At 61.3% G+C, this 23,880-nt stretch carries 26 protein-coding genes; 19 read left to right on the forward strand and 7 right to left on the reverse strand.

The window, feature by feature from the left end; all coding sequences use genetic code 11:
* Positions 1-92 precede the first annotated feature (92 nt).
* Complete coding sequence (emhR, locus tag KW846_RS23215) at positions 93-725, forward strand: efflux system transcriptional repressor EmhR (RefSeq protein WP_015093857.1); 633 nt, start codon at positions 93-95, stop codon at positions 723-725.
* 273 nt (positions 726-998) lie between these two features.
* Here the strand turns inward: emhR and KW846_RS23220 are convergent, their stop codons facing one another.
* The 3 genes from KW846_RS23220 to KW846_RS23230 form a co-directional block, all read right to left on the reverse strand.
* Positions 999-2,048: an alkene reductase gene (locus KW846_RS23220; protein WP_218485599.1), complete on the reverse strand. Its 1,050-nt coding sequence runs from the start codon at positions 2,046-2,048 to the stop codon at positions 999-1,001.
* 30 nt (positions 2,049-2,078) lie between these two features.
* Positions 2,079-3,245, reverse strand: coding sequence for an MFS transporter (locus KW846_RS23225; RefSeq protein WP_007976713.1), 1,167 nt, complete (start codon positions 3,243-3,245; stop codon positions 2,079-2,081).
* A 92-nt stretch (positions 3,246-3,337) separates the two neighbouring features.
* Positions 3,338-3,640, reverse strand: a complete 303-nt coding sequence (locus KW846_RS23230) for a helix-turn-helix transcriptional regulator (protein ID WP_007983055.1) — start codon at positions 3,638-3,640, stop codon at positions 3,338-3,340.
* Between the two features lie 170 nt (positions 3,641-3,810).
* On the opposite strand from KW846_RS23230, the gene KW846_RS23235 reads away from it, so the two are divergent.
* The gene (locus KW846_RS23235) at positions 3,811-4,383 is read left to right on the forward strand and encodes an ACP phosphodiesterase (RefSeq protein WP_218485601.1); all 573 of its coding nucleotides are present in this window, start codon (positions 3,811-3,813) and stop codon (positions 4,381-4,383) included.
* 79 nt (positions 4,384-4,462) lie between these two features.
* Here KW846_RS23235 and KW846_RS23240 read toward each other — a convergent pair whose 3' ends face one another.
* Both KW846_RS23240 and olsB read right to left on the reverse strand, forming a co-directional pair.
* Positions 4,463-5,257 (reverse strand): lysophospholipid acyltransferase family protein, encoded by a 795-nt coding sequence (locus KW846_RS23240; protein ID WP_218485603.1) that lies wholly within the window; start codon positions 5,255-5,257, stop codon positions 4,463-4,465.
* Complete coding sequence (gene olsB / locus KW846_RS23245; protein ID WP_007976720.1) at positions 5,257-6,012, reverse strand: L-ornithine N(alpha)-acyltransferase; 756 nt, start codon at positions 6,010-6,012, stop codon at positions 5,257-5,259. The genes KW846_RS23240 and olsB overlap by 1 nt, the downstream gene beginning before the upstream one ends.
* Before the next feature lie 155 nt (positions 6,013-6,167).
* Between olsB and KW846_RS23250 the strand changes: the two genes are divergently transcribed.
* The 9 genes from KW846_RS23250 to KW846_RS23290 all read left to right on the forward strand — a co-directional run bounded on the left by KW846_RS23250 (position 6,168) and on the right by KW846_RS23290 (position 15,475).
* Positions 6,168-7,046 (forward strand): acyl-CoA dehydrogenase family protein, encoded by an 879-nt coding sequence (locus KW846_RS23250; RefSeq protein WP_218485605.1) that lies wholly within the window; start codon positions 6,168-6,170, stop codon positions 7,044-7,046.
* 154 nt (positions 7,047-7,200) lie between these two features.
* The gene (locus KW846_RS23255; RefSeq protein ID WP_218485607.1) at positions 7,201-8,295 is read left to right on the forward strand and encodes a serine hydrolase; all 1,095 of its coding nucleotides are present in this window, start codon (positions 7,201-7,203) and stop codon (positions 8,293-8,295) included.
* Positions 8,292-8,615 (forward strand): amidase, encoded by a 324-nt coding sequence (locus tag KW846_RS23260; protein ID WP_218485610.1) that lies wholly within the window; start codon positions 8,292-8,294, stop codon positions 8,613-8,615. The genes KW846_RS23255 and KW846_RS23260 overlap by 4 nt, the downstream gene beginning before the upstream one ends.
* A 153-nt stretch (positions 8,616-8,768) precedes the next feature.
* Complete coding sequence (locus KW846_RS23265) at positions 8,769-9,944, forward strand: M20 aminoacylase family protein (protein ID WP_218485613.1); 1,176 nt, start codon at positions 8,769-8,771, stop codon at positions 9,942-9,944.
* An 82-nt stretch (positions 9,945-10,026) separates the two neighbouring features.
* The gene (locus KW846_RS23270) at positions 10,027-11,337 is read left to right on the forward strand and encodes a citrate-proton symporter (protein ID WP_218485615.1); all 1,311 of its coding nucleotides are present in this window, start codon (positions 10,027-10,029) and stop codon (positions 11,335-11,337) included.
* Positions 11,334-12,782, forward strand: coding sequence for an amidase (locus KW846_RS23275; protein ID WP_256356840.1), 1,449 nt, complete (start codon positions 11,334-11,336; stop codon positions 12,780-12,782). The genes KW846_RS23270 and KW846_RS23275 overlap by 4 nt, the downstream gene beginning before the upstream one ends.
* Before the next feature lie 69 nt (positions 12,783-12,851).
* Positions 12,852-13,622 carry an IclR family transcriptional regulator gene (locus tag KW846_RS23280; protein ID WP_218485617.1) on the forward strand — a complete coding sequence of 257 codons (771 nt, stop codon included), beginning with the start codon at positions 12,852-12,854 and terminating at the stop codon, positions 13,620-13,622.
* A gap of 103 nt (positions 13,623-13,725) precedes the next feature.
* On the forward strand, positions 13,726-14,316 hold the full coding sequence (locus KW846_RS23285; protein ID WP_218485619.1) for a YceI family protein: 591 nt from the start codon (positions 13,726-13,728) through the stop codon (positions 14,314-14,316).
* Position 14,317: 1 nt separating this feature from the next.
* A complete protein-coding gene (locus KW846_RS23290) occupies positions 14,318-15,475 on the forward strand; it encodes a phosphatidylserine/phosphatidylglycerophosphate/cardiolipin synthase family protein (RefSeq protein ID WP_218485621.1) in 1,158 nt (385 codons plus the stop codon).
* 89 nt (positions 15,476-15,564) lie between these two features.
* On the opposite strand, the gene bglX is transcribed toward KW846_RS23290, so the two are convergent.
* A complete protein-coding gene (gene bglX, locus KW846_RS23295) occupies positions 15,565-17,856 on the reverse strand; it encodes a beta-glucosidase BglX (RefSeq protein ID WP_218485623.1) in 2,292 nt (763 codons plus the stop codon).
* Positions 17,857-18,118: 262 nt separating this feature from the next.
* Here bglX and KW846_RS23300 point away from each other — a divergent pair, with 262 nt between their 5' ends.
* The 5 genes from KW846_RS23300 to KW846_RS23320 all read left to right on the forward strand — a co-directional run bounded on the left by KW846_RS23300 (position 18,119) and on the right by KW846_RS23320 (position 21,037).
* Positions 18,119-18,724: a LemA family protein gene (locus KW846_RS23300; protein ID WP_007976733.1), complete on the forward strand. Its 606-nt coding sequence runs from the start codon at positions 18,119-18,121 to the stop codon at positions 18,722-18,724.
* Between the two features lie 136 nt (positions 18,725-18,860).
* Positions 18,861-19,616: a YgcG family protein gene (locus KW846_RS23305; RefSeq protein ID WP_007976735.1), complete on the forward strand. Its 756-nt coding sequence runs from the start codon at positions 18,861-18,863 to the stop codon at positions 19,614-19,616.
* 28 nt (positions 19,617-19,644) lie between these two features.
* Positions 19,645-20,262 (forward strand): TPM domain-containing protein, encoded by a 618-nt coding sequence (locus tag KW846_RS23310; RefSeq protein ID WP_218485625.1) that lies wholly within the window; start codon positions 19,645-19,647, stop codon positions 20,260-20,262.
* A gap of 129 nt (positions 20,263-20,391) precedes the next feature.
* Positions 20,392-20,694, forward strand: a complete 303-nt coding sequence (locus KW846_RS23315) for a helix-turn-helix domain-containing protein (RefSeq protein WP_218485627.1) — start codon at positions 20,392-20,394, stop codon at positions 20,692-20,694.
* Positions 20,681-21,037 carry a putative holin gene (locus KW846_RS23320; RefSeq protein ID WP_218485629.1) on the forward strand — a complete coding sequence of 119 codons (357 nt, stop codon included), beginning with the start codon at positions 20,681-20,683 and terminating at the stop codon, positions 21,035-21,037. Before KW846_RS23315 ends, KW846_RS23320 begins: the two co-directional genes overlap by 14 nt.
* Before the next feature lie 64 nt (positions 21,038-21,101).
* On the opposite strand, the gene KW846_RS23325 is transcribed toward KW846_RS23320, so the two are convergent.
* A complete protein-coding gene (locus tag KW846_RS23325) occupies positions 21,102-21,527 on the reverse strand; it encodes a helix-turn-helix domain-containing protein (protein ID WP_218485631.1) in 426 nt (141 codons plus the stop codon).
* A gap of 300 nt (positions 21,528-21,827) precedes the next feature.
* On the opposite strand from KW846_RS23325, the gene KW846_RS23330 reads away from it, so the two are divergent.
* The 3 genes from KW846_RS23330 to KW846_RS23340 all read left to right on the forward strand — a co-directional run bounded on the left by KW846_RS23330 (position 21,828) and on the right by KW846_RS23340 (position 23,820).
* Positions 21,828-22,106 carry an ogr/Delta-like zinc finger family protein gene (locus KW846_RS23330; RefSeq protein ID WP_007976743.1) on the forward strand — a complete coding sequence of 93 codons (279 nt, stop codon included), beginning with the start codon at positions 21,828-21,830 and terminating at the stop codon, positions 22,104-22,106.
* Positions 22,107-22,108: 2 nt separating this feature from the next.
* On the forward strand, positions 22,109-22,471 hold the full coding sequence (locus KW846_RS23335; protein WP_218485633.1) for a hypothetical protein: 363 nt from the start codon (positions 22,109-22,111) through the stop codon (positions 22,469-22,471).
* A 131-nt stretch (positions 22,472-22,602) separates the two neighbouring features.
* Positions 22,603-23,820: an SAM-dependent methyltransferase gene (locus tag KW846_RS23340; protein ID WP_218485635.1), complete on the forward strand. Its 1,218-nt coding sequence runs from the start codon at positions 22,603-22,605 to the stop codon at positions 23,818-23,820.
* The last annotated feature ends 60 nt before the right edge of the window (positions 23,821-23,880 follow it).

Here is a 23,880-nt window from a genome sequence, read left to right on the forward strand (position 1 = left end):
AGGCCGGGGACGAACCCCCAGAACGTTCGCCCCACTTTTATTCAGCTGATATTCAGACATCGCTGAAGCACCCTGATTGAGGTTGTACTGCCATGGTCCGTCGTACCAAAGAGGAAGCTCAGGAAACCCGCGCGCAAATTCTCGTGGCGGCCGAAAAGGCCTTTTACGAGCGAGGCGTGGCGCGTACGACCCTGGCGGACATCGCCACCCTGGCCGGCGTCACTCGTGGGGCCATTTACTGGCATTTCAGCAACAAGGCGGACCTGGTGCAGGCCATGCTCGACACCTTGCATGAGCCGCTGGAAGAAATGGCCAAGGCCAGCGAGAGTGAAGACGAACTCGATCCCCTGGGCTGCATGCGCAAGCTGTTGATTCATTTGTTTCATCAAATTGCGCTGGACCCGAAAACCCGACGTATCAATGAGATTCTTTTTCATAAGTGCGAATTCACCGATGAAATGTGCGACCTGCGCCAGCAGCGTGTGTCAGCCAGCCTCGAATGCAACGTGCGAATCGGTCTGGCCCTGAGCAATGCCGTCAATCGAGGGCAGTTGCCGGAAAACCTCGACACCGCTCGCGCCGCGATCAGCTTGCATGCATACATTGATGGCATCCTGTACCAGTGGTTGCTGGCCCCCGACAGTTTTGAATTGCACACCGAAGCCGAACGATGGGTCGATACCGGGCTGGACATGCTGCGCTTGAGCCCCAGCCTGCGCAAATGAAACAAAATTCGTAATCGGGCCCACGTGTGTCAGCGCGCGATGTTTATTAATGGGGTGCTTTTATATACGCACCCTTGGCGCGATGACAGGTAGCAAGCTCAGTATTTTGTAGGGAATTTGTGTCGAGATGGTGAGAAACCTATCCAGACCTTGTGGGAGCGGGCAAGTCGGATCGCCGCACCGCCGCTCCCACAGTGGATAGTGTTGAACCATCAGGTACAAAAAAGCCCCGGCTCTTTCGAGTCGGGGCTTTTGCGTTTCAATGGCTGCCGCTTACAGCGTCGGATAGTCGATGTAACCAACCGGACCCTGGGCATAGAACAGCTCCGGGCGCGCTTCGTTAAGCGGTGCGTCGGCCTTCAAGCGTGCCGGCAGGTCCGGGTTGGCGATGAAGGGGACGCCGAAGGCAACTGCATCGGCCTTGCCGCTGGCGAGCAACGCGTTGGCGCTGTCCTTGGTGAAACGCTCGTTGGCAATGTAAGGGCCGCCGAAGGCTTCCTTGAGTTGTGGGCCGAGGCTGTCGGCACCTTCTTTCTCGCGCGAGCAGATGAAGGCGATGCCACGCTTGCCCAGTTCGCTAGCAACGTAGGTGAAGGTTTCGGCCAGGTTGTCGTCGCCCATGTCATGCAGGTCGGCGCGTGGCGACAGGTGCACACCTACACGGCCGGCGCCCCAGACTTCGATGGCGGCGTCAGTCACTTCCAACAGCAGGCGGGCGCGGTTTTCCAGGGAGCCGCCATAGTTGTCGGTGCGCTGGTTGGTGCTGCTTTGCAGGAACTGGTCGAGCAGGTAGCCGTTGGCGGCGTGGATTTCCACACCGTCGAAGCCGGCGGCCTTGGCGTTCTCGGCACCGACGCGGTAAGCGTCGACGATGTCGGCGATTTCAGCGGTTTCCAGGGCGCGCGGAACAGGGAAGTCGGCCAGCGGACGAACCAGGCTGACGTGGCCCTTGGGCTGGATGGCACTCGGGGCGACCGGGGCTTCATCGTTCAGGTACAAGCCGTGGGAAATGCGACCCACGTGCCACAACTGCAGGAAGATCTTGCCGCCCGCGCCATGGATGGCCTTGGTCACGTTGGACCAGCCACGTACCTGATCGTTGGACCAGATGCCCGGGGTATCCGGGTAGCCGACGCCCATCGGTGTCACCGAAGTCGCCTCGCTGAGGATCAGCCCGGCGGACGCACGCTGCACGTAGTACTCGGCCATCAGCGCGTTGGGTACGCGGCCTTCGTCGGCGCGGCAGCGGGTCAGGGGCGCCATGATGATGCGGTTGGCCAACTCGAGGTCGCCCAGTTTGATTGGATCGAAAATAGTCGTCATGAAGTACAACCCTCGTGAGGTTTCAGGTGATTAGTGGGTAGCAGGTGCCAGATCGGGATTGCCGCTCTGGCGGAAAGTAATCAGGGTCACCAGCAGGGCGAGTACCGCCAGTACGGCTGCGGCGAGCGGCACGCTGGTCAGGCCGAAGCCATGGGCGATCACACTGCCGCCGACCCAGGCGCCCAGGGCGTTGCCGATGTTGAAAGCGCCGATGTTCAGGGTCGACACCAGGTTCGGTGCGGCTTTGCCGAACGTCACCACGTTCACTTGCAGCGCCGGTACGGCGGCGAAGCACGCAGTGGCCCAGAGGAACAGGGTGATTTCGGTCGGGATCAGGGCGACGCTGGTCCAGGTCAGCACGGTGGACACCACGGCCATGGTCACGAACACACCGATCAGGGTCGCGGCCATGCCTTTATCGGCCAGCTTGCCGCCGATGATGTTGCCCACTGTCAGGCCCAGGCCGATGAGCATCAGGGTCCAGGTCACGCCACGGGGCGAGACGCCAGTGACTTCGCCCAGCAGTGGCGCGACGTAGGTGAACAGGGTGAACACCGAGGCGGCGAACAGTGCCGTCATGCTCAGGGACAGCCAGATGCCAGCGCCCTTGAGTGCAGCCAGTTCGGCGCGCATGTCGAGTTTTTCTTCATCGCGCTTGGCCGGCAGGAAGCGGATCAGACCGATCAGCGCAATCACACCGATCACGGTCACGGCCCAGAAGGTCGAACGCCAGCCGGCTTCCTGGCCGAGGGCGGTGCCCAGCGGTACGCCGAGGACGTTGGCCAGGGTCAGGCCGGTGAACATCAGGGCCACGGCCGAGGCACGCTTGTTCGCAGGCACCAGGCCGGCAGCCACCACCGAACCGATGCCGAAGAAGGCACCGTGGCACAGGGCGGTGACCACACGGGCAAACATCAGCACGTTGTAGTCGCCGGCCACTGCGCAGAGCAGGTTGCCGATAATGAAGATGCCCATCAACGCCACCAGGGCGGCCTTGCGCGGCAGCCTGGCGGTGGCCAGCGCCATGAACGGCGCGCCGATGGCCACGCCCAGGGCGTAACCGGTCACCAGCCAGCCGGCACCGGGAATCGACACACCGAGGTCAGCCGCCACGTTGGGCAGCAGGCCCATGATGACGAACTCGGTGGTGCCGATGGCGAAGGCACTCAAGGCCAGGATGAGTAGCGAGAGGGGCATGTCTGATTCCTTTTCGGCTGACTGACTTGGGGGCGTTCTCAATTGGTTTTCCCGGCGTTATGTGAAAATCAATTGAGAACGCCCCCACAGGGTCAGAGCTCTTTACTGAAGGTTTTGAGGAACTCCTGAATGGTTTCCTCATTGCGTTTGAAAAAATGCCACTGGCCGACTTTGCGGCTGCTGATCAGGCCGGCGCGTTGCAGGGTCGCCAGGTGTGCCGACACCGTGGACTGCGACAGGCCGCAACGTTGATCGATCTGCCCGGCGCAAACGCCGTGCTCGTTGCTGTGGGACTGGTCGGGAAATTCGACGGTCGGGTCCTTGAGCCAGTGCAGGATTTCTCGCCGTACTGGGTGTGCCAGGGCTTTTATTATTTCGTCGAGATTGATGGTCATGATGTGGGCTCGTGATGTTTAAAACGCTATATCGCGATGAGGCGAACTTTAAATCGGTATTTCGCGATATACAAATATGATTTGGCTCTGACCAACTCACATTTCGGTATATCGAGTTATAACGATACGTTGAGTGTAACAAGACAAGGGGGCAGTGCTAAGCTGCGCCCATGAACTATCTCGCACATCTTCACCTCGGTGGCCAGCGTCCCGGCCAATTGCTCGGCAGTCTGTATGGCGATTTCGTCAAGGGACGCCTGCAAGGGCAGTTCGCTCCGGACATCGAAGGGGCTATCCAGTTACACCGCAGCATCGACGTGTTCACCGATCGCCATCCTCTTGTGGATGTCGCGTTGTCGCGTTTCTCCCTGACCCGTCGTCGCTATGCGGGGATCGTGCTCGACGTGTTTTTCGACCATTGCCTGGCGCGGGACTGGAGGCTGTACGCCGACCGGCCGCTGGAACTGTTCACTTCGGACGTGTACCGCGTGCTGTCCAGCGAGCGGCAGCTGCCGGAGCGGCTGGCGAAGATTGCGCCGCACATGGTGGCCAATGACTGGTTGGGCTCGTATCAGGAATTCGAAGTGCTGGAGCAGGTGTTGCGCGGAATCTCGCGGCGCCTGACCCGGCCAGAGGAACTGGCGGCGGCGATGCAGGAGTTGCGGCAGTTGTATGAACCGTTGAGCGAGGACTTTCGGTTGTTCTATCCGCAGTTGCAGGATTTTGCGCAGCAGCGGATGTAGTCAAATCAAAAGATCGCAGCCTTCGGCAGCTCCTACAGAGATCGGTGCAGGAGCTGCCGAAGGCTGCGATCTTTTTCTATCAGGCGGCGATCAGTTCGCCAGTGCGCCGTGGTTCTGCCGGTTTCGCCACTTCACCAAACAACGCCTTCTGCACCGCCTGCTGCGCCTCGAACGCCAGTGCCGCGCGCTCCCGACCTTCACAAGCAATTGGCTTGAGCAGATGAATTTCCACGCCGCCACGGTCATTGGCGAACAGGCGCATCAGGTGCGACAGCAGATCATCGTCGCCAATGAATGGCGCCAGCGCGCAAGGCTCGCCGTCACGCACATAACGGATCGCCACCGGCTGCAGCGCCACTTCGGAGTCGATGGCGGCGGACAGCAGGCGACCATGGAAGGTGCGCAGCGCACGGCCATCGGTGGTGGTGCCTTCCGGGAACATCAGCAGTGGGTAGGCTTGTTCCAGATGGCGGGTCATCTGCTTGCGGATCAACTGGCTGTCACCCGAGCCGCGACGGATGAACAGGCTGCCGGCCTTGGCCGCCAACCAGCCGGCCACCGGCCAGGTGCGCACTTCGGCCTTGGACAGGAACGACAGCGGCGTGAGCATGCCCAGCAGCGGAATGTCGGTCCAGGACACATGGTTGCTGACCCAGAGCATCGGTGTCTTCGGCAGTTCGCCGTGGACGGTCACGTCAAAGGGCAGGGCGTTGCCCAGGCGGGCCATGAAAAATCGCGACCAGCGCTGACGACGCGCCATCGAATGGGCCAGGCCCAGGCGTTCGAATACGCCAAACACACTGGCCATGCCCAGGCCCAGCGTCACCACCATCAGCACTCGCGCGATTCGCGCGTACACCCGCAACCGGCTCATTACACAGCCGCCTTGAAGTGTTTGGCGTAGCGCGGGCAGAGTTCGTCGCGCTTGAGCAGGATGAACACGTCGGCGACCTGGAAGTCTTCGTCCCAGCACGGCTCGCCGCAGATCTTCGCGCCCAGGCGCATGTAGGCCTTGAGCAGGGGGGGCATTTCGGCAATCACGTTGGACGGGATGTCCAGGCTTGGCAGCGGGTTTTTCGGCTCGGCGCGCAGGTGTTCGGTGCACAGGTAGCGTTCGCGCAGACGCTGCATGATCGCATGGGCCTGCACGCCGCCATCCTGCATCGGAATGCTCGCGCAACCCATCAGGTAGCTGTAGCCGCCCTGGTTCAGGACTTCGGCCAGTTCGCCCCAGAGCACGGCGATGGTGCCGCCGTTGCGGTAGGCCGGGTCGACGCAGGTACGACCGATTTCCAGGATCGGGCCTTGCAGGTGCACCAGGCCGTGGAGGCTGAATTCTTCTTCGCTGTAGAATTTGCCCAGGCTGCTGGCAGCCGTGTGGTCGAGCAAGCGGGTGGTCGCCACCAGGCGCCCGGTGTTCAAGTCGCGCACGCCGATGTGGGCGCAGTGGACGTCGTAGTCATCCATGTCCAGACCCAGTTCAGCGCCCTTGAGCTTGGCGTTGAATTCGCCGCTGAACACGTTGAAACGCAAGGCCTGGGCTTCCTGCAGCGCCTCGGCGCCCACCAGGCGTTCGGCTTGCAGGCGGCGTTCGTTGGCGGTGTCGCTGATACGGGCGATCTGAGTCATGGCGAATCTCCGTGCGGGCTGCTCACCCGTCTTTGGGCTACAGCGAATCGACTTTCTTTGTCTAGCCGTGTTGTGCAAAGTCAGGCTATGTAGCCCCGGTGTCATCGCCATTAAGCTTTGGTGATGCTTATATGACAGCCCTCAAGGAGCCTCTTATGCCCTGGCAAACCCTGTTGAACCGCCGTGATCGCTTGCCCGCCAACCCGGACCTGGCCGAAGGTTTCGCGACCTTGTTGCAGCAGTTGGGCACGGTCACGCCGTTTGAATTGGCCGTGCTGGGCGGGCGGCGGATGGCGACGCCGGGGCTGGCGTTTCTGGTGGGGTATCAAGCGGCATTGCGCATGCTCTGGCCGAGCGCGCCACTGAGCCTCGGCGCGTTGTGCGCCACCGAACAGCGCAGCCTGCGCCCGGCCGACATGCAGACCCGCCTGAGCGGTTTGCGCCTGAACGGACGCAAGGATTTCGTCACCGCCGGCGATGCCGCCGACTGGTTGCTGGTGGCGGCACGCAGCGAGGAGCCCGGTGCCGACCCGCGCTTGAGCCTGGCGGTGATCTATCGCGATGAGCCGGGCGTGCGGGTGGAAAAACTGGCGCCGATCCCGTTGATGCCGGACATCAGCCACGGCCGCTTGTTTCTGGATAATGCCTTGTGCGAATTGCTCGCCGGGGACGGCTGGGATGCGTACGTCAAACCGTTCCGCACGCTGGAAGACATCTATGTACTGAGTGCCATGACGGCGTGGCTGCATGGGGTCGGTCAGGACTGTGCCTGGCCGCAATCCTTGCAATTGCGTCTGCTGGGGCTGTTGGCAGGGTGCGCGGAAACCAGCCGCCAGCCACCGACCAGTCTGGCCGGGCATGTGGTGCTTGGCGGGTTGTTCGCGCAGTTTGACGCGCTCAAGACTGAGGTGAATGAGGCCCTGGCCGGTGGGGCCCCGGATTGGGCGGCGATGTGGCAGCGCGATCAAGCGGTGATGGATCTGGCCGCGGGGGCGAGGGGCAAGCGGTTGGCCAAGGCACTGGCAGGCCTTTGACGATCCTTGTAGGAGCTGCCGAAGGCTGCGATCTTTTGACTTTGTTTTTAAAGCAAGATCAAAAGATCGCAGCCTTCGGCAGCTCCTGCGAGGGTCGCGTGAGTGTCATTTAATTGGGCTAGGCTGACCCGGTTATTCCCTGTGAGCCCCCGCCATGCCCCAAGGCTTGTCCCTGATTTTCCTGCTGTTGCTCAGCTTCACGGCCCGGGCCGAGTACTGGCCCGCCGAGCAATGGCCGACCGCCCCGACGCCGACCGGTCCGGCGCTTCAAGCTTTGGAGGCCTACGCCTTCCCGTCCCGCGATGACGGCACTCGCCAGGGCATTCGCACCGATGCCTTGCTGGTGATCCGCGACGGCCAGTTGCTCTACGAACGCTATGCCGGCCCGACGACGGCCGAGACGCCGCACCTGACCTGGTCGATCAGCAAGAGCCTGATGGCCGCCGTCCTCGGGGCGGCCTATGGCGAAGGCTTGTTCAAACTCGGCGACCCGGTGGCGAAGTTTTATCCGCCCCTGCAAAAGCATCCCGACATGACCATGGCCGACTTGCTGCACTGGGCCTCGGGCCTGGACTGGCAAGAAGACTACGAGTACGCCCCGCTGAAATCTTCGGTGGTGGCCATGCTCTACACCCGCGGGCACCACGACATGGCCGCGTTCACTGCGGCGCATGCTGCGTACGCCGCGCCGGGTCAGGTATTCCGCTACTCCAGCGGCGACAGCAACCTGTTGTCCGCCGCGCTGAAAACCATCGTCGGCCCCGACCGCTATCCCGACTATCCATGGACTGCAGTGTTCGAACCGCTGGGCATTCGCCGCGTCGTTTGGGAAACCGATGCCACCGGCACGTTCGTCGCGTCGTCCTATGCCTACCTGACGGCTCGGGATCTGGCCCGGGTCGGTCTGTTGATGGCCCGGGAGGGGCGTTGGGGAGAAAAACAACTGCTCCCCAAGGACTGGGTGGCGTTCAACCGCGAGCCATTCGCTCACTATCATGCCCACGAAGACGATGCCGTCCCCGGCGGCCAGTGGTGGCTCAATCGAGCGGTTGAGGGCGCGGCACAACCCTGGCCCGATGCCCCCGCCGATACCTTCGCTGCACTGGGGCATTGGGGGCAGGCGATGTATGTGATCCCCAGTGAGCAGCTGGTGATCGTCCGCTACGGCGATGACCGCGACGGCAGTTATCGGCACAACGAATTGCTCAGCCTCGCGCTCAAGGCCTTTGCCGGGAAGGTGCAGCCATGACCGGTTTCATACGCCGTCGACCGGTCAGTTCCCTGTTGCTGAGCCTGCTGATCGCCTTGCTCGGCTGGATCTGGCACGAGCGGGTGGCGCTGTGGGCGTTCCCCGACATCATCAGCGCCTACACCGCCAAGGAATACTGTTCGTGCCGCTACGTGATGAACAATGACACCGAGTACTGCCACGGTTATGTGAAACAGTGGCTGCCCGCCAGCGGCTTTACCGATGACCCGGCCGGCAAGCATGTCACGGTCAGCGGCATGGGCCGCAGCAACGGCGCGGTGTGGGTCAGCGAGCGCCAGGGCTGCCGCTTGCAGCCCTGATATCCCTTCATGTTCCACTCTGTGGAACCACATTCGATTGTCCTGGCGCGCGACTCGCGGTTATCTGGCGGTGAGCGCGACCTGCCTTTGACGTGTCGCGAAATCACTGCGAACAACAAGAACGGGACTACACCCGGCCCGAGGACAATCGTCATGACCCGATATCAGCACATCCTTGCCTGGCTCAACGACGTGGCCAGCGATCTGCACGCCACCCGCCAGGACATCCACGCCCACCCGGAACTCGGCTTCGAGGAAAACCGCACCTCGGCGCTGGTGGCCAAATCGCTGGCAGATTGGGGCTACGAGGTGCACACCGGCATCGGCAAGACCGGTGTAGTAGGCGTGCTGCGTAATGGCAGTAGCCCGCGCAGACTCGGTTTGCGGGCGGACATGGACGCACTGCCGATCATCGAGAACACCGGTGCAACCTACAGCAGCCAGCATCAGGGGTGCATGCACGCCTGTGGGCATGACGGCCACACCACGATGCTGCTGGGCGCGGCGCGCTACCTGGCGGCGACACGCCAGTTCGACGGCACCCTGACGTTGATTTTCCAGCCTGCCGAAGAGGGCCAGGGCGGTGCCGAAGCGATGCTTGCCGATGGCCTGCTCGAACGTTTCCCCTGCGATGCGCTGTTCGGCATGCACAACATGCCGGGGTTACCCGCCGGTCATTTGGGTTTTCGTGAGGGGCCGATGATGGCCTCGCAGGATTTGCTTAACGTGACCATCGAAGGTGTCGGCGGCCACGGTTCGATGCCGCATCTGGCGGTCGATCCGCTGGTGGCGGCGGCCAGCGTGGTCATGGCCCTGCAGACCGTGGTCGCGCGCAACATCGATGCGCAACAGGCGGCGGTGGTCACGGTGGGCGCGTTGCAGGCGGGGGAGGCGGCCAACGTCATTCCACAACAGGCGATCCTGCGCCTGAGCTTGCGGGCACTGAATGCCCAAGTGCGCGAGCAGACCCTCGAACGCGTGCGCGCAATCATCGAATCCCAGGCCCGGAGTTTCGGTTGCAGTTCGCGCATCGAACATCGTCCGGCCTACCCGGTGCTGGTCAACCATGCAGCCGAAACCGAATTCGCCAGGAAAGTCGGCGTTGATCTGGTCGGTGCCGATGCGGTCGATGGCAATACCCCCAAACTCATGGGCAGCGAAGACTTCGCCTGGATGCTGCAACGTTGCCCCGGCGCCTACCTGTTCATCGGCAATGGCGTGTCGCGGCCGATGGTCCACAACCCCGCGTATGACTTCAACGACGACATCCTGCTGACCGGTGCCGCGTACTGGGGCGCACTGACCGAGAGCTGGCTCAAGCCGGCCTGATTTCCTCACTTTCTACTGCCGCCGGACCGGGTGCGCGCTGCCGTGCCCGCCGTTACCCAACAGGTTTTTGGAGAGTTCCCCCATGCAGACTTCGAGCACAGGCGTTTCGCGCACCCGGCAGGTGGTCGCCGCGGTTATCGGCAACGCGCTGGAATGGTATGACTTCATCGTTTACGGCTTTCTGGCCAGCATCATCGCCCGGCAGTTTTTCCCCTCTGACGACGAATACGCCTCCTTGCTGATGGCCCTGGCGACATTCGGCGTCGGCTTCTTCATGCGTCCGGTGGGCGGCATCCTGCTGGGGATGTATTCGGACCGCAAAGGGCGCAAGGCGGCGATGCAGATGATCATTCGCCTGATGACTGTATCCATCGCACTGATTGCGTTTGCACCGAACTACGCCGCTATCGGCATGGGTGCGCCACTGTTGATCGTGGTCGCGCGGATGCTGCAAGGCTTCGCCACGGGCGGCGAATACGCCAGCGCCACGGCGTTCCTGGTGGAAAGCGCACCGGCGCATCGCAAGGGCTTGTACGGCTCGTGGCAATTGGTCGGGCAATGCCTGGCGGTGTTCTCCGGGGCGGCGATGGTCGCATTGTTCACCCACCTGCTGTCCCCTGAGGCACTGGAGAGCTGGGGCTGGCGGATTCCGTTTGTGCTGGGTTTGCTGATCGGCCCGGTCGGGCTGTGGATTCGCAAGCACATGGAGGAACCGGAGGAGTTTCTCGAAGCTCGCAAACAGGCCAAAGGCGCGAGCCCAAGCCTGATGCAAGTGCTCCGCGAACACACGCGCAGCATTCTGGTGTCCATGGGCCTGGCCTGTGGCGCGACCGTGTCGTTCTACGTGGTGCTGGTGAACATGCCAACCTTTGCCCACAAGAATCTCGGCCTGCCGCTGGATCAGGTGTTGCTGGTGCAAATGCTCGCGGTGGCGCTGATGACCGTGATCATTCCGTTGTCTGGCGCACTGTCGGACCGACTCGGCCGGCGCCCGGTGTTGATGGCCTTCACCCTGGCGTTTTTCCTGATGGTTTATCCCTTGTACGTGTGGGTGGCGGCGGCGCCATCGGTGGAGCGTTTGCTGGTGATGCAACTGTTGCTGTGCAGTGCGATCGGCGGTTTCTTCGGCCCGGCTCCGACCGCGCTGGCCGAGCAGTTCCCCATCGAAGTGCGTTCCACCGGTGTGTCGGTGGCTTACAACGTCGCGGTCATGGTCTTCGGCGGGTTCGCGCCGCTGATCGTCACTTGGCTGAGCAAGGTCCTGGCGACTCCGGTGGCGCCATCGTTCTACGTGTTGTTCGCCTGCTTGCTGACGTTGCTCGGCACCTACTGCATGCAAGAAGCACCGCGGGCAAAAAGATCCGTTGAACTCAATCTTGGGGTGAAACCTTGAGCAGCAATCCGATTGTTGAAATGGACGCCGATGCGCTGTCCCGAGCCATTCATGGGCGGCAGGTGTCCTGTCGCGAGGTGATGCAGGCGTATCTGGCGCAGATCGAACGCTTCAATCCACAGGTCAATGCGCTGGTGTCCCTGCGCCCGGCCGAGGCATTACTGGCAGAGGCCGACGAGTGTGATCGCCAACTCGACAGGGGCCAGTCCCGAGGCTGGATGCACGGCATGCCGCAGGCGGTCAAAGACCTGGCGGCCACCGCCGGTTTGCGCACCACGATGGGCTCACCGCTGTTCGCCGAGCAGGTTGCGCAACACGACGCCATCAGCGTGGCGCGGGTGCGCGACTGCGGGGCGATCATCATCGGCAAGAGCAACGTCCCGGAATTCGGCCTCGGCTCGCAAACCTACAACAGCGTGTTCGGCACCACCACCAACGCCTACGATCCGACCTTGATTGCCGGTGGCAGCAGCGGCGGGGCGGCGGTGGCGCTGGCGTTGCGCATGCTGCCAGTGGCCGACGGCAGCGACATGATGGGTTCGCTGCGCAATCCGGCGGCGTTCAACAACGTCTATGGATTGCGTCCGTCCCAGGGGCGTGTGCCGTTCGGGCCCGGACCTGAAATGTTCGTCCAGCAACTGGCCACCGAAGGACCGATGGGCCGTACGGTCACCGATGTTGCCCGTTTGCTCGGCACCCAGGCCGGGTACGATCCGCGCGTTCCGTTGTCGCTGACTGAAGACCCGGGGATATTTCACCAGTCGTTGCAACAGGATTTCAGGGATGTGCGGCTCGGCTGGCTGGGGGACTACAACGGCTACCTACCGATGGAGCCCGGCGTCATGAGCCTGTGTGAATCGGCGTTGCAGGACTTCGCCACGCTGGGTTGCAAGGTCGAGGCCTGCCAGCCGGATTTCTCCATGGAACGCCTGTGGCAAACCTGGCTGGTGCATCGCCACTGGCTGGTGCAAGGCAGCCTCGGCGGGTTGTATGCCGATGCGCAAAAACGCGAACACCTCAAACCCGAAGCCCGATGGGAAGTCGAGGGCGGGTTGCGTCTGACGGCGGCGGATGTCTATCAGGCCTCGGTCAGTCGCAGCGAGTGGTATCGAGCACTGAACGAATTGTTCGATCGTTACGACTTCCTGTTGTTGCCCACCGCCCAAGTGTTTCCTTTTGATGCACAAACCCCTTGGCCGCGCGTTGTTGGCGGGCACGCCATGGACACCTACCACCGCTGGATGGAAGTGGTGATCGGGCCGACCCTGGCCGGGTTGCCGAGCATGAGTGTGCCGGTGGGGGTCAACCCCGCCGGACTGCCGATGGGCCTGCAAATCATAGGGCGGGCCCAGGCTGACCTTGCGGTTTTACAACTGGCGTATGCCCATGAGCAGTTGACTCAATGGGTCAAGCGCTGCCCGCCCGGTTGTCTGCAAAATGCATGAGCCCAGCGGACAGGCCCGCATCTTGCTGCGCAAAGTGATCATCCATCTGCGCTTAGGGAGATCGAACCTATGGGGAGCAAGGCAGAAACCGGTAGCGTGCGTTCCGTCGAGCGCGCCCTGGCGATTGTCGAGTTGCTGGGTGAGCATCAGGCTTTGGGGCTGGAGGAGTTGCACTACCTGACGAGCCTGCCCAAGGCCACGGTGTCGCGCATGTTGCTGACCTTGCAGGAGCAGGGCTGGATCTATCGCGGCCTGAGCGACCGGCGTTATCGCTTGTGCGCCAAGCGCCTGTTTGGTGACAGCCAGCAGCGCTTCAAGCGGCGTCTGGTGGAAAACGCCGCGCCGCTGTTGCTGGAGTTGAGTGAGCGCACCGGGTTGGTGGCGGACCTGTCGTGCTTTGACGGCGAGCGGATCGAAGTCATGGAAAGCGCGATCCCCACGGTGCTGCGCAAGCGATACCCGAACAACTGCCAGATCGTCGGTCAGCACGCCAGCCTGTTCCATTCGGCCATGGGGCGGGCCTGCCTTGGCGAGCTGGACAGCCATGAAGTGGAGCGTCTGGCCAGCCGTGAGCGAATGACGGACGAGTCCCTGTTCAGCACCACTGAGCAGGCATTGCATCAAGGCTTCGGCCAGCGCACCGAGGGTTACTGGGAGTATCCGGTGCGCCTGCCGTTCCTGATTCGCGCGGTGGCCCTGCCGATCCGCACCGATGGCCGCCTGGTCGGCAGCATGGCGCTGCACTGGCCGATGGATCAGGCGCCGGTGGAGCGAGTACTCAACCTGCACCTCAACAGCCTGGCCACGACCATTGGCGATGTGCAGCAGGCGATGGCCTGATTTGGAACTTGTGGTGGTTTAGAGACTCAAGGCTACACATTTCTTGCAACCTGTGGCAGGCCGGTTAAGGTTCAGCACAGGTTTCTCTGCCTTACGAGTCTCTATGTTCAAGCGCCCCGCCCTCCGATCCCTCGTTTTTCTGCTGCTGACGGGTGCTGCATTGTCGGCCCGCGCCGACTGGTACCTCGATGGCGAATCTTCACGCCTGTCGTTTGTCAGCACCAAAAACGCCAATGTTTCCGAAGTGCAGCGCTTTCTGGTGCTGCACGGCAAAGTCGATCCCCAAGGGCTGGCGCAGGTGGAAGTTGAACTGGAGTCGATCAACAGCGGCGTCCCGTTGCGCGATGAGCGCATGCGCAAGGAGCTGTTCCAGGTCGAGCGGTTCCCCGACGCCTTGATCACCACGAAAATCGATCTGCGTCCGATCAACGACCTCGCTCCCGGTGCGCAGCTGGAATTGCGCCTGCCGCTGATGGTCGACCTGCACGGCAAGCAACACGAGTATCAGGCCGAACTGCTGGCCACCCGACTCGATGACCGGCGCTTCCAGGTGGTGACCCTCGAACCGCTGGTGGTCAACGCCGAGGATTTCGATCTGGCACCGGGTCTGGAAACGTTGCGTAAAATGGCCGGCCTCTCGGCCATCAGTCTTTCGGTGCCGGTGGGTGCGGTGCTGATTTTTACGGCGCGTTGACATGGCTGGAGCGATTTTTCCCTGGCGCGAAGGCAACCACTTCGAACTGCTGATCGATGGCCCGCAGTTTTTTCCGCGCATGCTGGTGGCGATTGCCCGCGCAGAAGAACAGGTGGAGCTGGAGCTGTATCTGGTGGAGGCGGGTGCCTGTGCCGAGGCCATGGTCCAGGCATTGGTGCAGGCCGCCGAGCGCGGTGTGCGGGTGCGCTGTCTGTTCGATGATTACGGCAGCCTCGCCTTCACCCTGGCCTTGCGCCAGCGGCTGATGGCCGCCGGGGTGGAGCTGCGTTTCTACAATCGCCTGAGCTGGCGGCGCTGGGTCGGCAACTTCTACCGCGACCACCGCAAATTGTTGCTGGTGGACCAGAGTCTGGCCGTGGTCGGGGGCACGGGCGTCACCGATGAGTTCTGGACGCCGGGCGAAGACGTCAGCGAATGGCACGAAGTGATGGTGGAAATCACCGGCCCGCTGGTGCTCGATTGGCAGCTGCTGTTCGATCGTCAGTGGATCGCCAACCGCCATCGCCGCGCCTGGCGGCCGGCCTCGCATTTCGGCTTGCCGCGCTTACCCCGTGTACCGTCCAGTGGCGAGGGTATGGGCCGGGTGGCCTATGCCGATGCCCGTCAACACCGGGACATTCTGCAATCGCTGGTGCGCGCCCTGAACAGTGGTCACCGACGGATCTGGCTGGCCACGCCGTACTTTCTGCCGACCTGGAAAGTGCGCCGTTCCCTGCGCCGGGCGGCTGCCCGCGGCGTGGATGTGCGCCTGCTGCTGACCGGCCCGCGTACCGATCACCCCTCCGTGCGCTACGCCGGGCATCGCTACTACCCGCGACTGCTCAAGGCCGGGGTGGAGATCTACGAATACCAGCCGTGTTTCCTGCACCTGAAAATGGTCCTGATCGACGACTGGGTGAGTATCGGTTCGTGCAACTTCGATCATTGGAACCTGCGCTTCAACCTGGAAGCCAACCTGGAAGCACTGGACCCCGGATTGACCCGGTCGGTGGTGGCGAGCTTCGAGCACGACTTCGCCCTGAGCCAGCAAGTCAGCCTGGAGGAGTGGCAGCGCCGACCGCTGTGGAAACGGGTCAAGCAGCGGGTGTGGGGATGGGTGGATCGGGTGGTGGTAAATCTGCTGGATCGAAGGGGGTAGAGCAAGATCAAAAGATCGCAGCCTGCGGCAGCTCCTACAGGTGTACCCCTGTAGGAGCTGCCGCAGGCTGCGATCTTTTGCTTTACGGATTACAGCAACTCAAAACTCTGCTGCGTCACGTCCTCTGAATCCAGGCCAATCTGCACGTTGAACTTGCCCGGCTCCGCCGCGTACTTGAGCTGGGTGTTGTAGAACTTCAAGTCGTCCTCGGTGATGGTGAAGTGCACGACCTTCTGCTCGCCGGCCTTGATCATCACCTTCTGGAAGTTCTTCAGTTCCTTGATCGGGCGGATCATCGAGCCTGCCACGTCCTGGATGTACAACTGCACCACGGTTTCGCCGTCGCGCTTGCCGGTGTTTTTCACCGTGACACTGGCGTCGAGCTTGCCGGTCTTGTTCAGCGTGGTCGACGACAGGGCCATGTCGCTCAGGCTGAACTCGGTGTAGCTCAGGCCATAGCCGAACGGGTAGAGGGGACCTGTGGTGTCATCGAAGTACTGCGAGGTGTAGTTGCCCGGCTTGCCCGGGGTGAACGGCCGGCCAATGGTCAGGTGGTTGTAGTAAGTCGGAATCTGGCCGACCGAACGCGGGATGCTGATCGGCAGTTTGCCCGACGGGTTGTAGTCGCCGAACAGCACATCGGCGATGGCGTTGCCGCCTTCGGTGCCGGTGAACCAGGTTTCGAGGATCGCGTCAGCCTGTTCTTTCTCTTCGAGGATCGTCAGTGGACGACCGTTCATCAACACCAGCACCAGCGGTTTGCCGGTGGCTTTCAGGGCACGGATCAGCTCGCGCTGGTTTTCCGGGATGTTCAGGTCGGTGCGGCTCGACGATTCGTGGGACATGCCACGGGATTCGCCAACGGCGGCAACGACGACATCAGCATCCTTGGCCGCTTTCACCGCTTCGTCGATCAGCACGTTCGCCGGGCGCGGGTCATCCACCACTTCCGGGGCGTCGAAGTTGAGGAAGTTCAGGTAGCCGAGGATTTTCGGGTCGCTGGTGATGTTGGCGCCACGGGCATAGATCAGCGTCGATTTATCGCCCAGGGCGTTGGTCATGCCGTCGAACAGGGTGACGGACTGCGCAGGCTTACCGGCGGCGGCCCAGCTGCCCATCATGTCGATGGGCGCCTTGGCCAGCGGACCGACCAGCGCAATTTTCGCGGTCTTCTTCAGCGGCAGGGTCTCGTTCTGGTTCTTCAGCAACACCTGGCTGCGGCGTGCCACATCACGGGCCTCGGCGCGGTGCAGGCGGTTGTCGGCGTAGGTGTCGACCGGATCGTCCTCGGCCTTGCCGATGCGCAGGTACGGGTCCTTGAACAGGCCCATGTCGTACTTGGCGTCGAGCACCGCACGCACGGCGTTGTCGATGTCGCTCTGCTGGATCTCGCCGGACTTCAGCAGCCCTGGCAGCTCTTTGCCGTACAGGGTGTCGTTCATGCTCATATGGATGCCGGCCTTGATCGCTAGCTTCGCCGCTTCGCGACCGTCGGCGGCAACACCGTGCTTGATCAGCTCGAAAATCGCCCCATGGTCGCTGACGGCCAGGCCCTTGAAGCCCCACTCCTTGCGCAGCAGGTCGTTCATCAGCCAGGTGTTGGCGGTGGCCGGCACGCCGTTGACTGAGTTCAGCGCGACCATGACCCCGCCAGCGCCGGCATCGATAGCGGCGCGGTACGGTGGCAGGTAGTCCTGGTACATCTTGACCGGGCTCATGTCGACTATGTTGTAGTCGCGGCCACCCTCGACCGCGCCGTACAGGGCGAAGTGCTTGACGCTGGCCATGATGCTGTCGGCGGCATTGGCGCCAGTACCCTGGAACGCCTTGACCATCACGCCGGCAATGCGCGACACCAGGTAGGTGTCTTCGCCGAAGCCTTCGGAGGTGCGGCCCCAGCGCGGGTCGCGGGAGATGTCGACCATCGGCGCGAAGGTGATGTCGAGGCTGTCAGCCGCGGCTTCCTTGGCGGCGATGCGCCCGGACAGGCCGATGGCGTCCATGTCCCAACTCGAGGCCAGGGCCAGCGGGATCGGGAAAATGGTGCGGTGGCCGTGGATCACGTCGTAGGCGAAGAACATCGGGATCTTCAGGCGGCTGCGCATGGCGGCGTCCTGCATCGGCCGGTTTTCCGGACGGGTGATCGAGTTGAACGTACCGCCGATGTTGCCCGCCGCGATTTCCTTGCGGATCATTTCGCGAGGCATTTCCGGGCCGATGCTGATCAGGCGCAACTGGCCGATTTTTTCATCGAGGGTCATTTGCTTCATCAGGTTGCTGACGAAGGCTTCCTTGTTCTCCAGGGGTGCGGGCGTCGTGGCGGCCAATACGTTATGACTGGCCAGGCTGACGAACAGGCCCAGCAAACACAGCTTCTTCATGAATAGTTTTCTCAAGGGCCCAAACGGCGATATGCACGCCGGCCAGCCAAAATTTAGGGAGCGTCTATTGTTGTTCGGGTGCCGGCTCAAAAAACCAGAGCCAAAAAACGACAGCCAGGTGGCGGATGCGTTTTTGCGCAGGGCCTCTTTTTAGCCCATCGGCCCGTTGCAATCCAGAGGCGCGGGCGATTATGCCCCAAGAGCCGGCTCAGAAGGTTTCACGGTCGGTTTTTTCATGAATGTACAAGGGAGCGACATCCTGATGAATGCAAGTCCAACCTACCGCTCGCGTTTGCAGGTCGTCACGCTGCTGATGCTGGCCACGTTGCTGACTGCCTGCGGCATCAACAACATCCCGACCCTCGACGAACAGGCCAAGGCTGCCTGGGGCCAGGTGCAGAACCAGTATCAGCGGCGCGCCGACCTGATTCCCAACCTGGTGGAAACGGTCAAGGGCTACGCAAAACATGAAGAAGAGACCCTGACCGCGGTCATTGAGGCCCGGGCCAAGGCCACGTCGATCCAGGTGGATGCCTCGACCCTCGACAACCCGGAAAAACTCAAGCAGTACCAACAGGCCCAGGATCAGCTCAGCGGCGCCTTGAGCCGTTTGATGGTGGTCTCCGAGCGTTATCCGGACCTCAAGGCCAACCAGAACTTCCTCGCCCTGCAATCGCAGCTCGAAGGCACCGAGAACCGCATCAGCGTGGCCCGGCGCGATTTCATCCTCGCGGTGCAGAAATACAACACTGAGATCCGCACCTTTCCCGGTCGCCTGTGGCACACGGTGATGTACAGCGACCTGCCGGTGCGTGAGACCTTCGAAGCCACGCCGGGCTCGGAAAAGGCCCCGGAAGTCAAATTCTGACGCAACCCTGTAGGAGCTGCCGCAGGCTGCGATCTTTTGCCGTTGATTTTTTTCGCGAGCGCCAAAGGTCAAGGTCAAAAGATCGCAGCCTTCGGCAGCTCCTACAAGGCCAGGTTCGGGATGGAAGAGGTAGCCAATGCGCGTGTTGAAAACGGGCCTGATGCTGTTGTTGTGGGTGGTGGCGATCACGGCCCGGGCCGAACTGAGTTTTCCGGCGCTGACCGGGCGCGTGGTCGACAACGCGCAGATGATCGAGCCTGTGGTGCGCGAGCAGCTCAACCAACAGCTTCAGGCCCATGAACAGGCCACCGGAGAGCAGCTTGTGGTCGTGACGTTGCCGGACTTGCAGGGCACCGACATCGCCGACTTCGGTTACCAGCTCGGCCGCCACTGGGGGATCGGGCAGAAAGACAAGAACAACGGCGCCCTGCTGATCGTCGCCCGGAACGAGCGCCGATTGCGTATCGAAGTCGGCTATGGCCTGGAGGATCGCCTGACCGACGCCCAGAGTTCAGTGATCATCAACCAGGTCATCACCCCGGCATTCAAGACCGGCAATTTCAGTAAAGGCATCAGCGACGGCGTGGCGGCGATGCTGGTGGTGCTGGGTGGCAATCCCTTGGACGAACCCTCCACGGCGTATGAGTCCAGAGGTGATCCGGGGGACGATTTCGTCTCGCGGCATCCCGGGTTGCTGGTGTTTTTGGTGATGCTGTTCATCCTGACTGTTTTTGTGTGTCAGATGCTCGGTATCCTTCCCGCCGGTCGGGGCGGCTCCGGAGGATCCGGGGGCGGCTTTGGCGGTGGCGGGTTTGGCGGCGGCGGTGGAGGTGGAGGCTTCAGCGGCGGTGGAGGCAGTTTCGGCGGGGGCGGTTCGTCCGGCGGCTGGTGATAATAAAAATGAGCAGGCATTTCACGACATGGCATTACTGACTGAACACGAACAACGCAAAGTTGCCGAGGCAATCGCCCGGGTCGAGCGCGACACCGACGCAGAACTGGTGACCGTGCTCGCGGCCCGCGCCGACGACTATGCGTACATCCCGTTACTGTGGGCCAGCCTGCTAGCGCTGCTGGTGCCGGGCATCGTGCATTACCTCACCGGCTGGCTGACCATGCACAGCCTGCTGCTGGTGCAATGGGCCATCTTCATCGTCCTGTGTCTGGTGTTCCGTCTGCCGAAAGTCACTACCTATCTGGTCCCGCGCTCGGTGCGCCACTGGCGCGCCTCGAACCTGGCGCGCCGGCAGTTCCTGGAGCAGAACCTGCACCACACCGAAGGTAGCACCGGTGTACTGATTTTCGTCTCCGAAGCCGAGCGTTATGTGGAGATTCTGGTGGATGAGGGCATTTCCAGTCGCCTGGACAACAGGAACTGGGATGCCATCGTCGCCACCTTCACCCAACAGGTGAAGCAGGGGCAGACGTTGCAAGGTTTTGTCAGCTGCGTCGAAGCCTGCGGCGAGCTGCTCAAGGTGCACGTGCCCGTGACCCATGTGCGCAATGAACTGCCTAACCGCTTGGTGGTACTCGGCTAAATCCTCCCTGGCGTTGTGTAGCGCCCGCCGCTACAACTCCCGTCAATTGTCCGGGTTCGGCCTTGTCGTCAGTATTTCTCTCCAACAGTGGACGCCCAGCGAAGGGCGTTCCCGCGAAGAGGGATTCTTATGACAACCCGACAATCGATTGACTCTTTGGCACGTGCAGCCAATGGCGCTGAGGGAAGCAAGCCCAAGGCGAAACTGACGGCGAAAGAAACGCAAATCCTGATGTGGTGTTTCAAGGGCAAAACTTCCTGGGAAATCGCCAGGATCGAGAATTGCACGGAATCTACCGTCAATTTTCACTTCGCCAATATTCGCCGAAAGTTCGACGTCAGCTCTCGCACTTGCGCATTGCTCAGGGCGATCGAGTCGGGAGCGATTCAGGTGGACTCGGTCGTTGCGCGAGGTGCGCATGAGCCTGACTGATTCGGCCTACAACGGTATCGGTGCGCTCTTGTTGGGTATGGGCATTGCGACGTTGCCGGTTGTCGATGGCGAGGTACTGTTCGGCGCAATGCTCGGTGCGTGGCTGGTCACGACCACTCGCACCAGCTTCAAGGCCTGGCAGCGCATCGGTTCCTGGTTGCTGTCTGCAGGTGTCGGTTACCTCTTTACGCCTGTCGCACATCCGCTGGCGCCTTTTCTGACCGGTGGGGTAACAGCCTTTCTTTGCGCGATGATCGTTATTCCCATCAGCATCAAGCTCATGCAATGGGTCGATGGTGCCGGTATCGGCGACATCATTCGACACCTGAGAGGACGAAGATGATGGTCCGTGAATGGGGCTGCCTTGATAGCCGTTGAAGTCATGCAACTTCGGATGACACGGTTCATCAGGTTTCATTCGAAGGTTTGAGCGTTGCCAGCATAGCGGCCATTTCGGAAAGCCTGAGTTCCATATCACGCAGTCGTTGCTTTTCCTCGAGTGCGTTTTGTATGGCGCAGCGATCGTTTTCGTCGAGCAACCGCCAGAGCGCGAGAATGGTGTTTTCCTGTGTTGTGCTTTCCTGAGCGGTCTGCGAAGAATCAGTAATTGTTTGTCTCAGAATTGGCCCTTCGCCCAGCAACAGCCAGTCAAGGGATATTCCCCGGGCTTGGGCGATTTCTACGCATAATGAGTATGGTGTGCTGTCTCGGCCTCGCCAGCTACTAAGGGTTTGCGGGCTGATTTGTAGCGCGGAAGATAAAGAAGCATCGGTTTTTGTGCCGGTGACTTGCTTTAGACGCGCCAGAACAGCTTGTGATTTTTTGCTACGCAATTTGAGCCTCTTCCTTTTGACATATGCTTTTTGAGTGCCTAATTTATGCGTAATGAGTACTTTTTTTCTTGTAAGTAATCAATCATCAAAGATGAGTCAGAAGAATACGATGTCGAAACTTCCTAATGGTATCAGGGTGATTTCCTACGAGCATGGCTCGAACCCATTGCGTGTCTGTCCGATGCATTTCCTTATGCCTGGCAGACACTGTTCGCAACCCCGGAGCGACGCGATGAACGCCTCAAGCAGTATTGCGTTTGATCAGGTTGTTTGCCACTCAATGACCGTCGGGAATCAAGCATGAGTACTTACAAAATGGTGTGCCCGCACTGCTTGAGCCGGATGCGCATCCGCACCAGCGAAGGCCGTCATATTTTCCTGCGGGTGGCGTATCTGCAATGCACGTCGGAAGCTTGCGGTTGGTCCGTACGTGCCGAATTTGAAATGACCCATGAGCTTTCGCCCAGTGGCATGCCCAATCCGGCCGTACGCCTGCCTTGCGCCGGACCCGATTTGCGCCGTGCCTCCCGGCCTGTTGCCGTCAGTCCTGGCACGACAGAAGTGTCGCAGGAGACGTGAGCATGAAGGTCATCAATGAAAATGCAGATTTGAATGAGGAGCTATTGGCTATTGCCCAGGCGTTTCTGGGGCGCCATGAAAGTGAAGGGGGGATCGATGATCAAGTCCTGTTTTGTCGCGCGGTGAAGCATCTGCAGAATATGGATGTACCGATGTTCCTGGCGGAAAGGTTGGTTAGCCGTGCCTATGGCGTACTCAAGTCGTGCAACGATCGTCGGCGCCTGGACATCGATGCAAGTTCCGAAACGGTCGCCGTGGTGACTGACCCTGCCAATGGCCTGACCTGGGCAGTGCCAGTGGGGCTGATCGTCAAACACATCATCAATTCACCGAACAATCGCAAGCTTCGCCTGGTGGAATCCTGAGGCTTCAACGCTTGTATCGAGGTCCTGGGCAGCGTGACTGGGACCTGCCACAAAATAACCCCGTGCCCAAAGTCCTCGTCCCCCTTAAAATACCGGCATTCTCCGCTTTGCATCGCCTGAGGCCGTTTTCCATGTCCGTCACCGCCACTCCCGCCAGCCTCGCGCCGGATCATCACGCCCAGTTCATCGAACTGCTGCAAGCCAGCCTTGAGCACAATGCGTTCATCAAACTGGTGCTGGCCAAGTACGCGGGCGATGAAACGGATCTGCAGCGGATCATCATCAAGCCGGTGACGGTCAAGGCGCAGCCTTGCCTGTCTTTCGTCTATCGCTACAAGACCCGCGATATCACCAAGAACCTGCCGCTGGCCGAAGGCGTGGCGAGCATTGCCGGGTTGCTGCCGGCGTCGTTCAAAAATGCGCATTTGTTGTCGTTGACCGACGAAGCCCAGCTCGAATACAGCAAAAAGGGCAAGTCATCGCTGTTCAAGAGCAAACCTCAGCAATTGCGTGAAGTGCCATCGGCCGAGCACAACCGTGAGAAAAACCGTTTTCTTGACCTGAGCCGGCCGTTTCTCGCCGACCTGGGGGTCACCAACAAGCAGCATGAACTGATCCCGGCGATGTCGCGCAAATGGAAGCAGATCAACAAGTTCATCGAAGTGTTCAGCCATGCACTGACCTCGTCACCCCTGGCGCTGGACAAACCGGTGCGCGTGGCGGACTTCGGTTCGGGTAAGGGTTACCTGACCTTCGCCATCCACGATTACCTGCGCAACACCTTGAAGGCCGAAGGCGAGGTGACCGGCGTCGAGCTGCGTGAAGACATGGTTACCCTGTGCAACACCGCAGCCGCCAGGCTTGAACACCCCGGCCTGGTGTTCAAGTGCGGTGACGTGCGCAGCGTGGCACCGAGCGAGCTGGACGTGATGATCGCCCTGCATGCCTGCGATATCGCCACCGACTATGCGATTCACACCGGCATCCGCTCAGGCGCGTCGATCATCATGTGCTCGCCTTGCTGCCATAAACAGATCCGCCTGCAAATCCAGAGCCCGGCGCTGCTCAAGCCGATGCTGCAATACGGCTTGCACCTGGGCCAGCAGGCGGAGATGGTCACCGACAGTTTGCGCGCGTTGTTCCTGGAGGCCTGCGGCTACGAGACCAAGGTGTTCGAGTTCATCTCGCTGGACCACACCAACAAGAACAAGATGATCCTGGCGGTCAAGCGCGCCGAGCCGGTGGAACCGGCGCAGCTATTGGCGAAGATTCAGGAGCTGAAGGATTTCTACCACATCAGCGAGCATTGCCTGGAAACGTTGCTGCGCGCGGACGGTTATTTGAGCTGATCCAAAAAGATCGCAGCCTGCGGCAGCTCCTACATTGATCGGTGTAGGAGCTGCCGCAGG

The organism is Pseudomonas sp. PDM32 (assembly GCF_019219225.1).
Lineage (GTDB): Bacteria > Pseudomonadota > Gammaproteobacteria > Pseudomonadales > Pseudomonadaceae > Aquipseudomonas > Aquipseudomonas laurylsulfatiphila.

Coding starts and splice junctions, on each gene's coding strand:
- emhR (WP_015093857.1), top strand. CDS start 93: ATGGTCCGTCGTACCAAAGAGGAAGCTCAGGAAACCCGCGCGCAAATT.
- KW846_RS23220 (WP_218485599.1), bottom strand. CDS start 2,048: ATGACGACTATTTTCGATCCAATCAAACTGGGCGACCTCGAGTTGGCC.
- KW846_RS23225 (WP_007976713.1), bottom strand. CDS start 3,245: ATGCCCCTCTCGCTACTCATCCTGGCCTTGAGTGCCTTCGCCATCGGC.
- KW846_RS23230 (WP_007983055.1), bottom strand. CDS start 3,640: ATGACCATCAATCTCGACGAAATAATAAAAGCCCTGGCACACCCAGTA.
- KW846_RS23235 (WP_218485601.1), top strand. CDS start 3,811: ATGAACTATCTCGCACATCTTCACCTCGGTGGCCAGCGTCCCGGCCAA.
- KW846_RS23240 (WP_218485603.1), bottom strand. CDS start 5,257: ATGAGCCGGTTGCGGGTGTACGCGCGAATCGCGCGAGTGCTGATGGTG.
- olsB (WP_007976720.1), bottom strand. CDS start 6,012: ATGACTCAGATCGCCCGTATCAGCGACACCGCCAACGAACGCCGCCTG.
- KW846_RS23250 (WP_218485605.1), top strand. CDS start 6,168: ATGCCCTGGCAAACCCTGTTGAACCGCCGTGATCGCTTGCCCGCCAAC.
- KW846_RS23255 (WP_218485607.1), top strand. CDS start 7,201: ATGCCCCAAGGCTTGTCCCTGATTTTCCTGCTGTTGCTCAGCTTCACG.
- KW846_RS23260 (WP_218485610.1), top strand. CDS start 8,292: ATGACCGGTTTCATACGCCGTCGACCGGTCAGTTCCCTGTTGCTGAGC.
- KW846_RS23265 (WP_218485613.1), top strand. CDS start 8,769: ATGACCCGATATCAGCACATCCTTGCCTGGCTCAACGACGTGGCCAGC.
- KW846_RS23270 (WP_218485615.1), top strand. CDS start 10,027: ATGCAGACTTCGAGCACAGGCGTTTCGCGCACCCGGCAGGTGGTCGCC.
- KW846_RS23280 (WP_218485617.1), top strand. CDS start 12,852: ATGGGGAGCAAGGCAGAAACCGGTAGCGTGCGTTCCGTCGAGCGCGCC.
- KW846_RS23285 (WP_218485619.1), top strand. CDS start 13,726: ATGTTCAAGCGCCCCGCCCTCCGATCCCTCGTTTTTCTGCTGCTGACG.
- KW846_RS23290 (WP_218485621.1), top strand. CDS start 14,318: ATGGCTGGAGCGATTTTTCCCTGGCGCGAAGGCAACCACTTCGAACTG.
- bglX (WP_218485623.1), bottom strand. CDS start 17,856: ATGAAGAAGCTGTGTTTGCTGGGCCTGTTCGTCAGCCTGGCCAGTCAT.
- KW846_RS23300 (WP_007976733.1), top strand. CDS start 18,119: ATGAATGCAAGTCCAACCTACCGCTCGCGTTTGCAGGTCGTCACGCTG.
- KW846_RS23305 (WP_007976735.1), top strand. CDS start 18,861: ATGCGCGTGTTGAAAACGGGCCTGATGCTGTTGTTGTGGGTGGTGGCG.
- KW846_RS23310 (WP_218485625.1), top strand. CDS start 19,645: ATGGCATTACTGACTGAACACGAACAACGCAAAGTTGCCGAGGCAATC.
- KW846_RS23315 (WP_218485627.1), top strand. CDS start 20,392: ATGACAACCCGACAATCGATTGACTCTTTGGCACGTGCAGCCAATGGC.
- KW846_RS23320 (WP_218485629.1), top strand. CDS start 20,681: ATGAGCCTGACTGATTCGGCCTACAACGGTATCGGTGCGCTCTTGTTG.
- KW846_RS23330 (WP_007976743.1), top strand. CDS start 21,828: ATGAGTACTTACAAAATGGTGTGCCCGCACTGCTTGAGCCGGATGCGC.
- KW846_RS23335 (WP_218485633.1), top strand. CDS start 22,109: ATGAAGGTCATCAATGAAAATGCAGATTTGAATGAGGAGCTATTGGCT.
- KW846_RS23340 (WP_218485635.1), top strand. CDS start 22,603: ATGTCCGTCACCGCCACTCCCGCCAGCCTCGCGCCGGATCATCACGCC.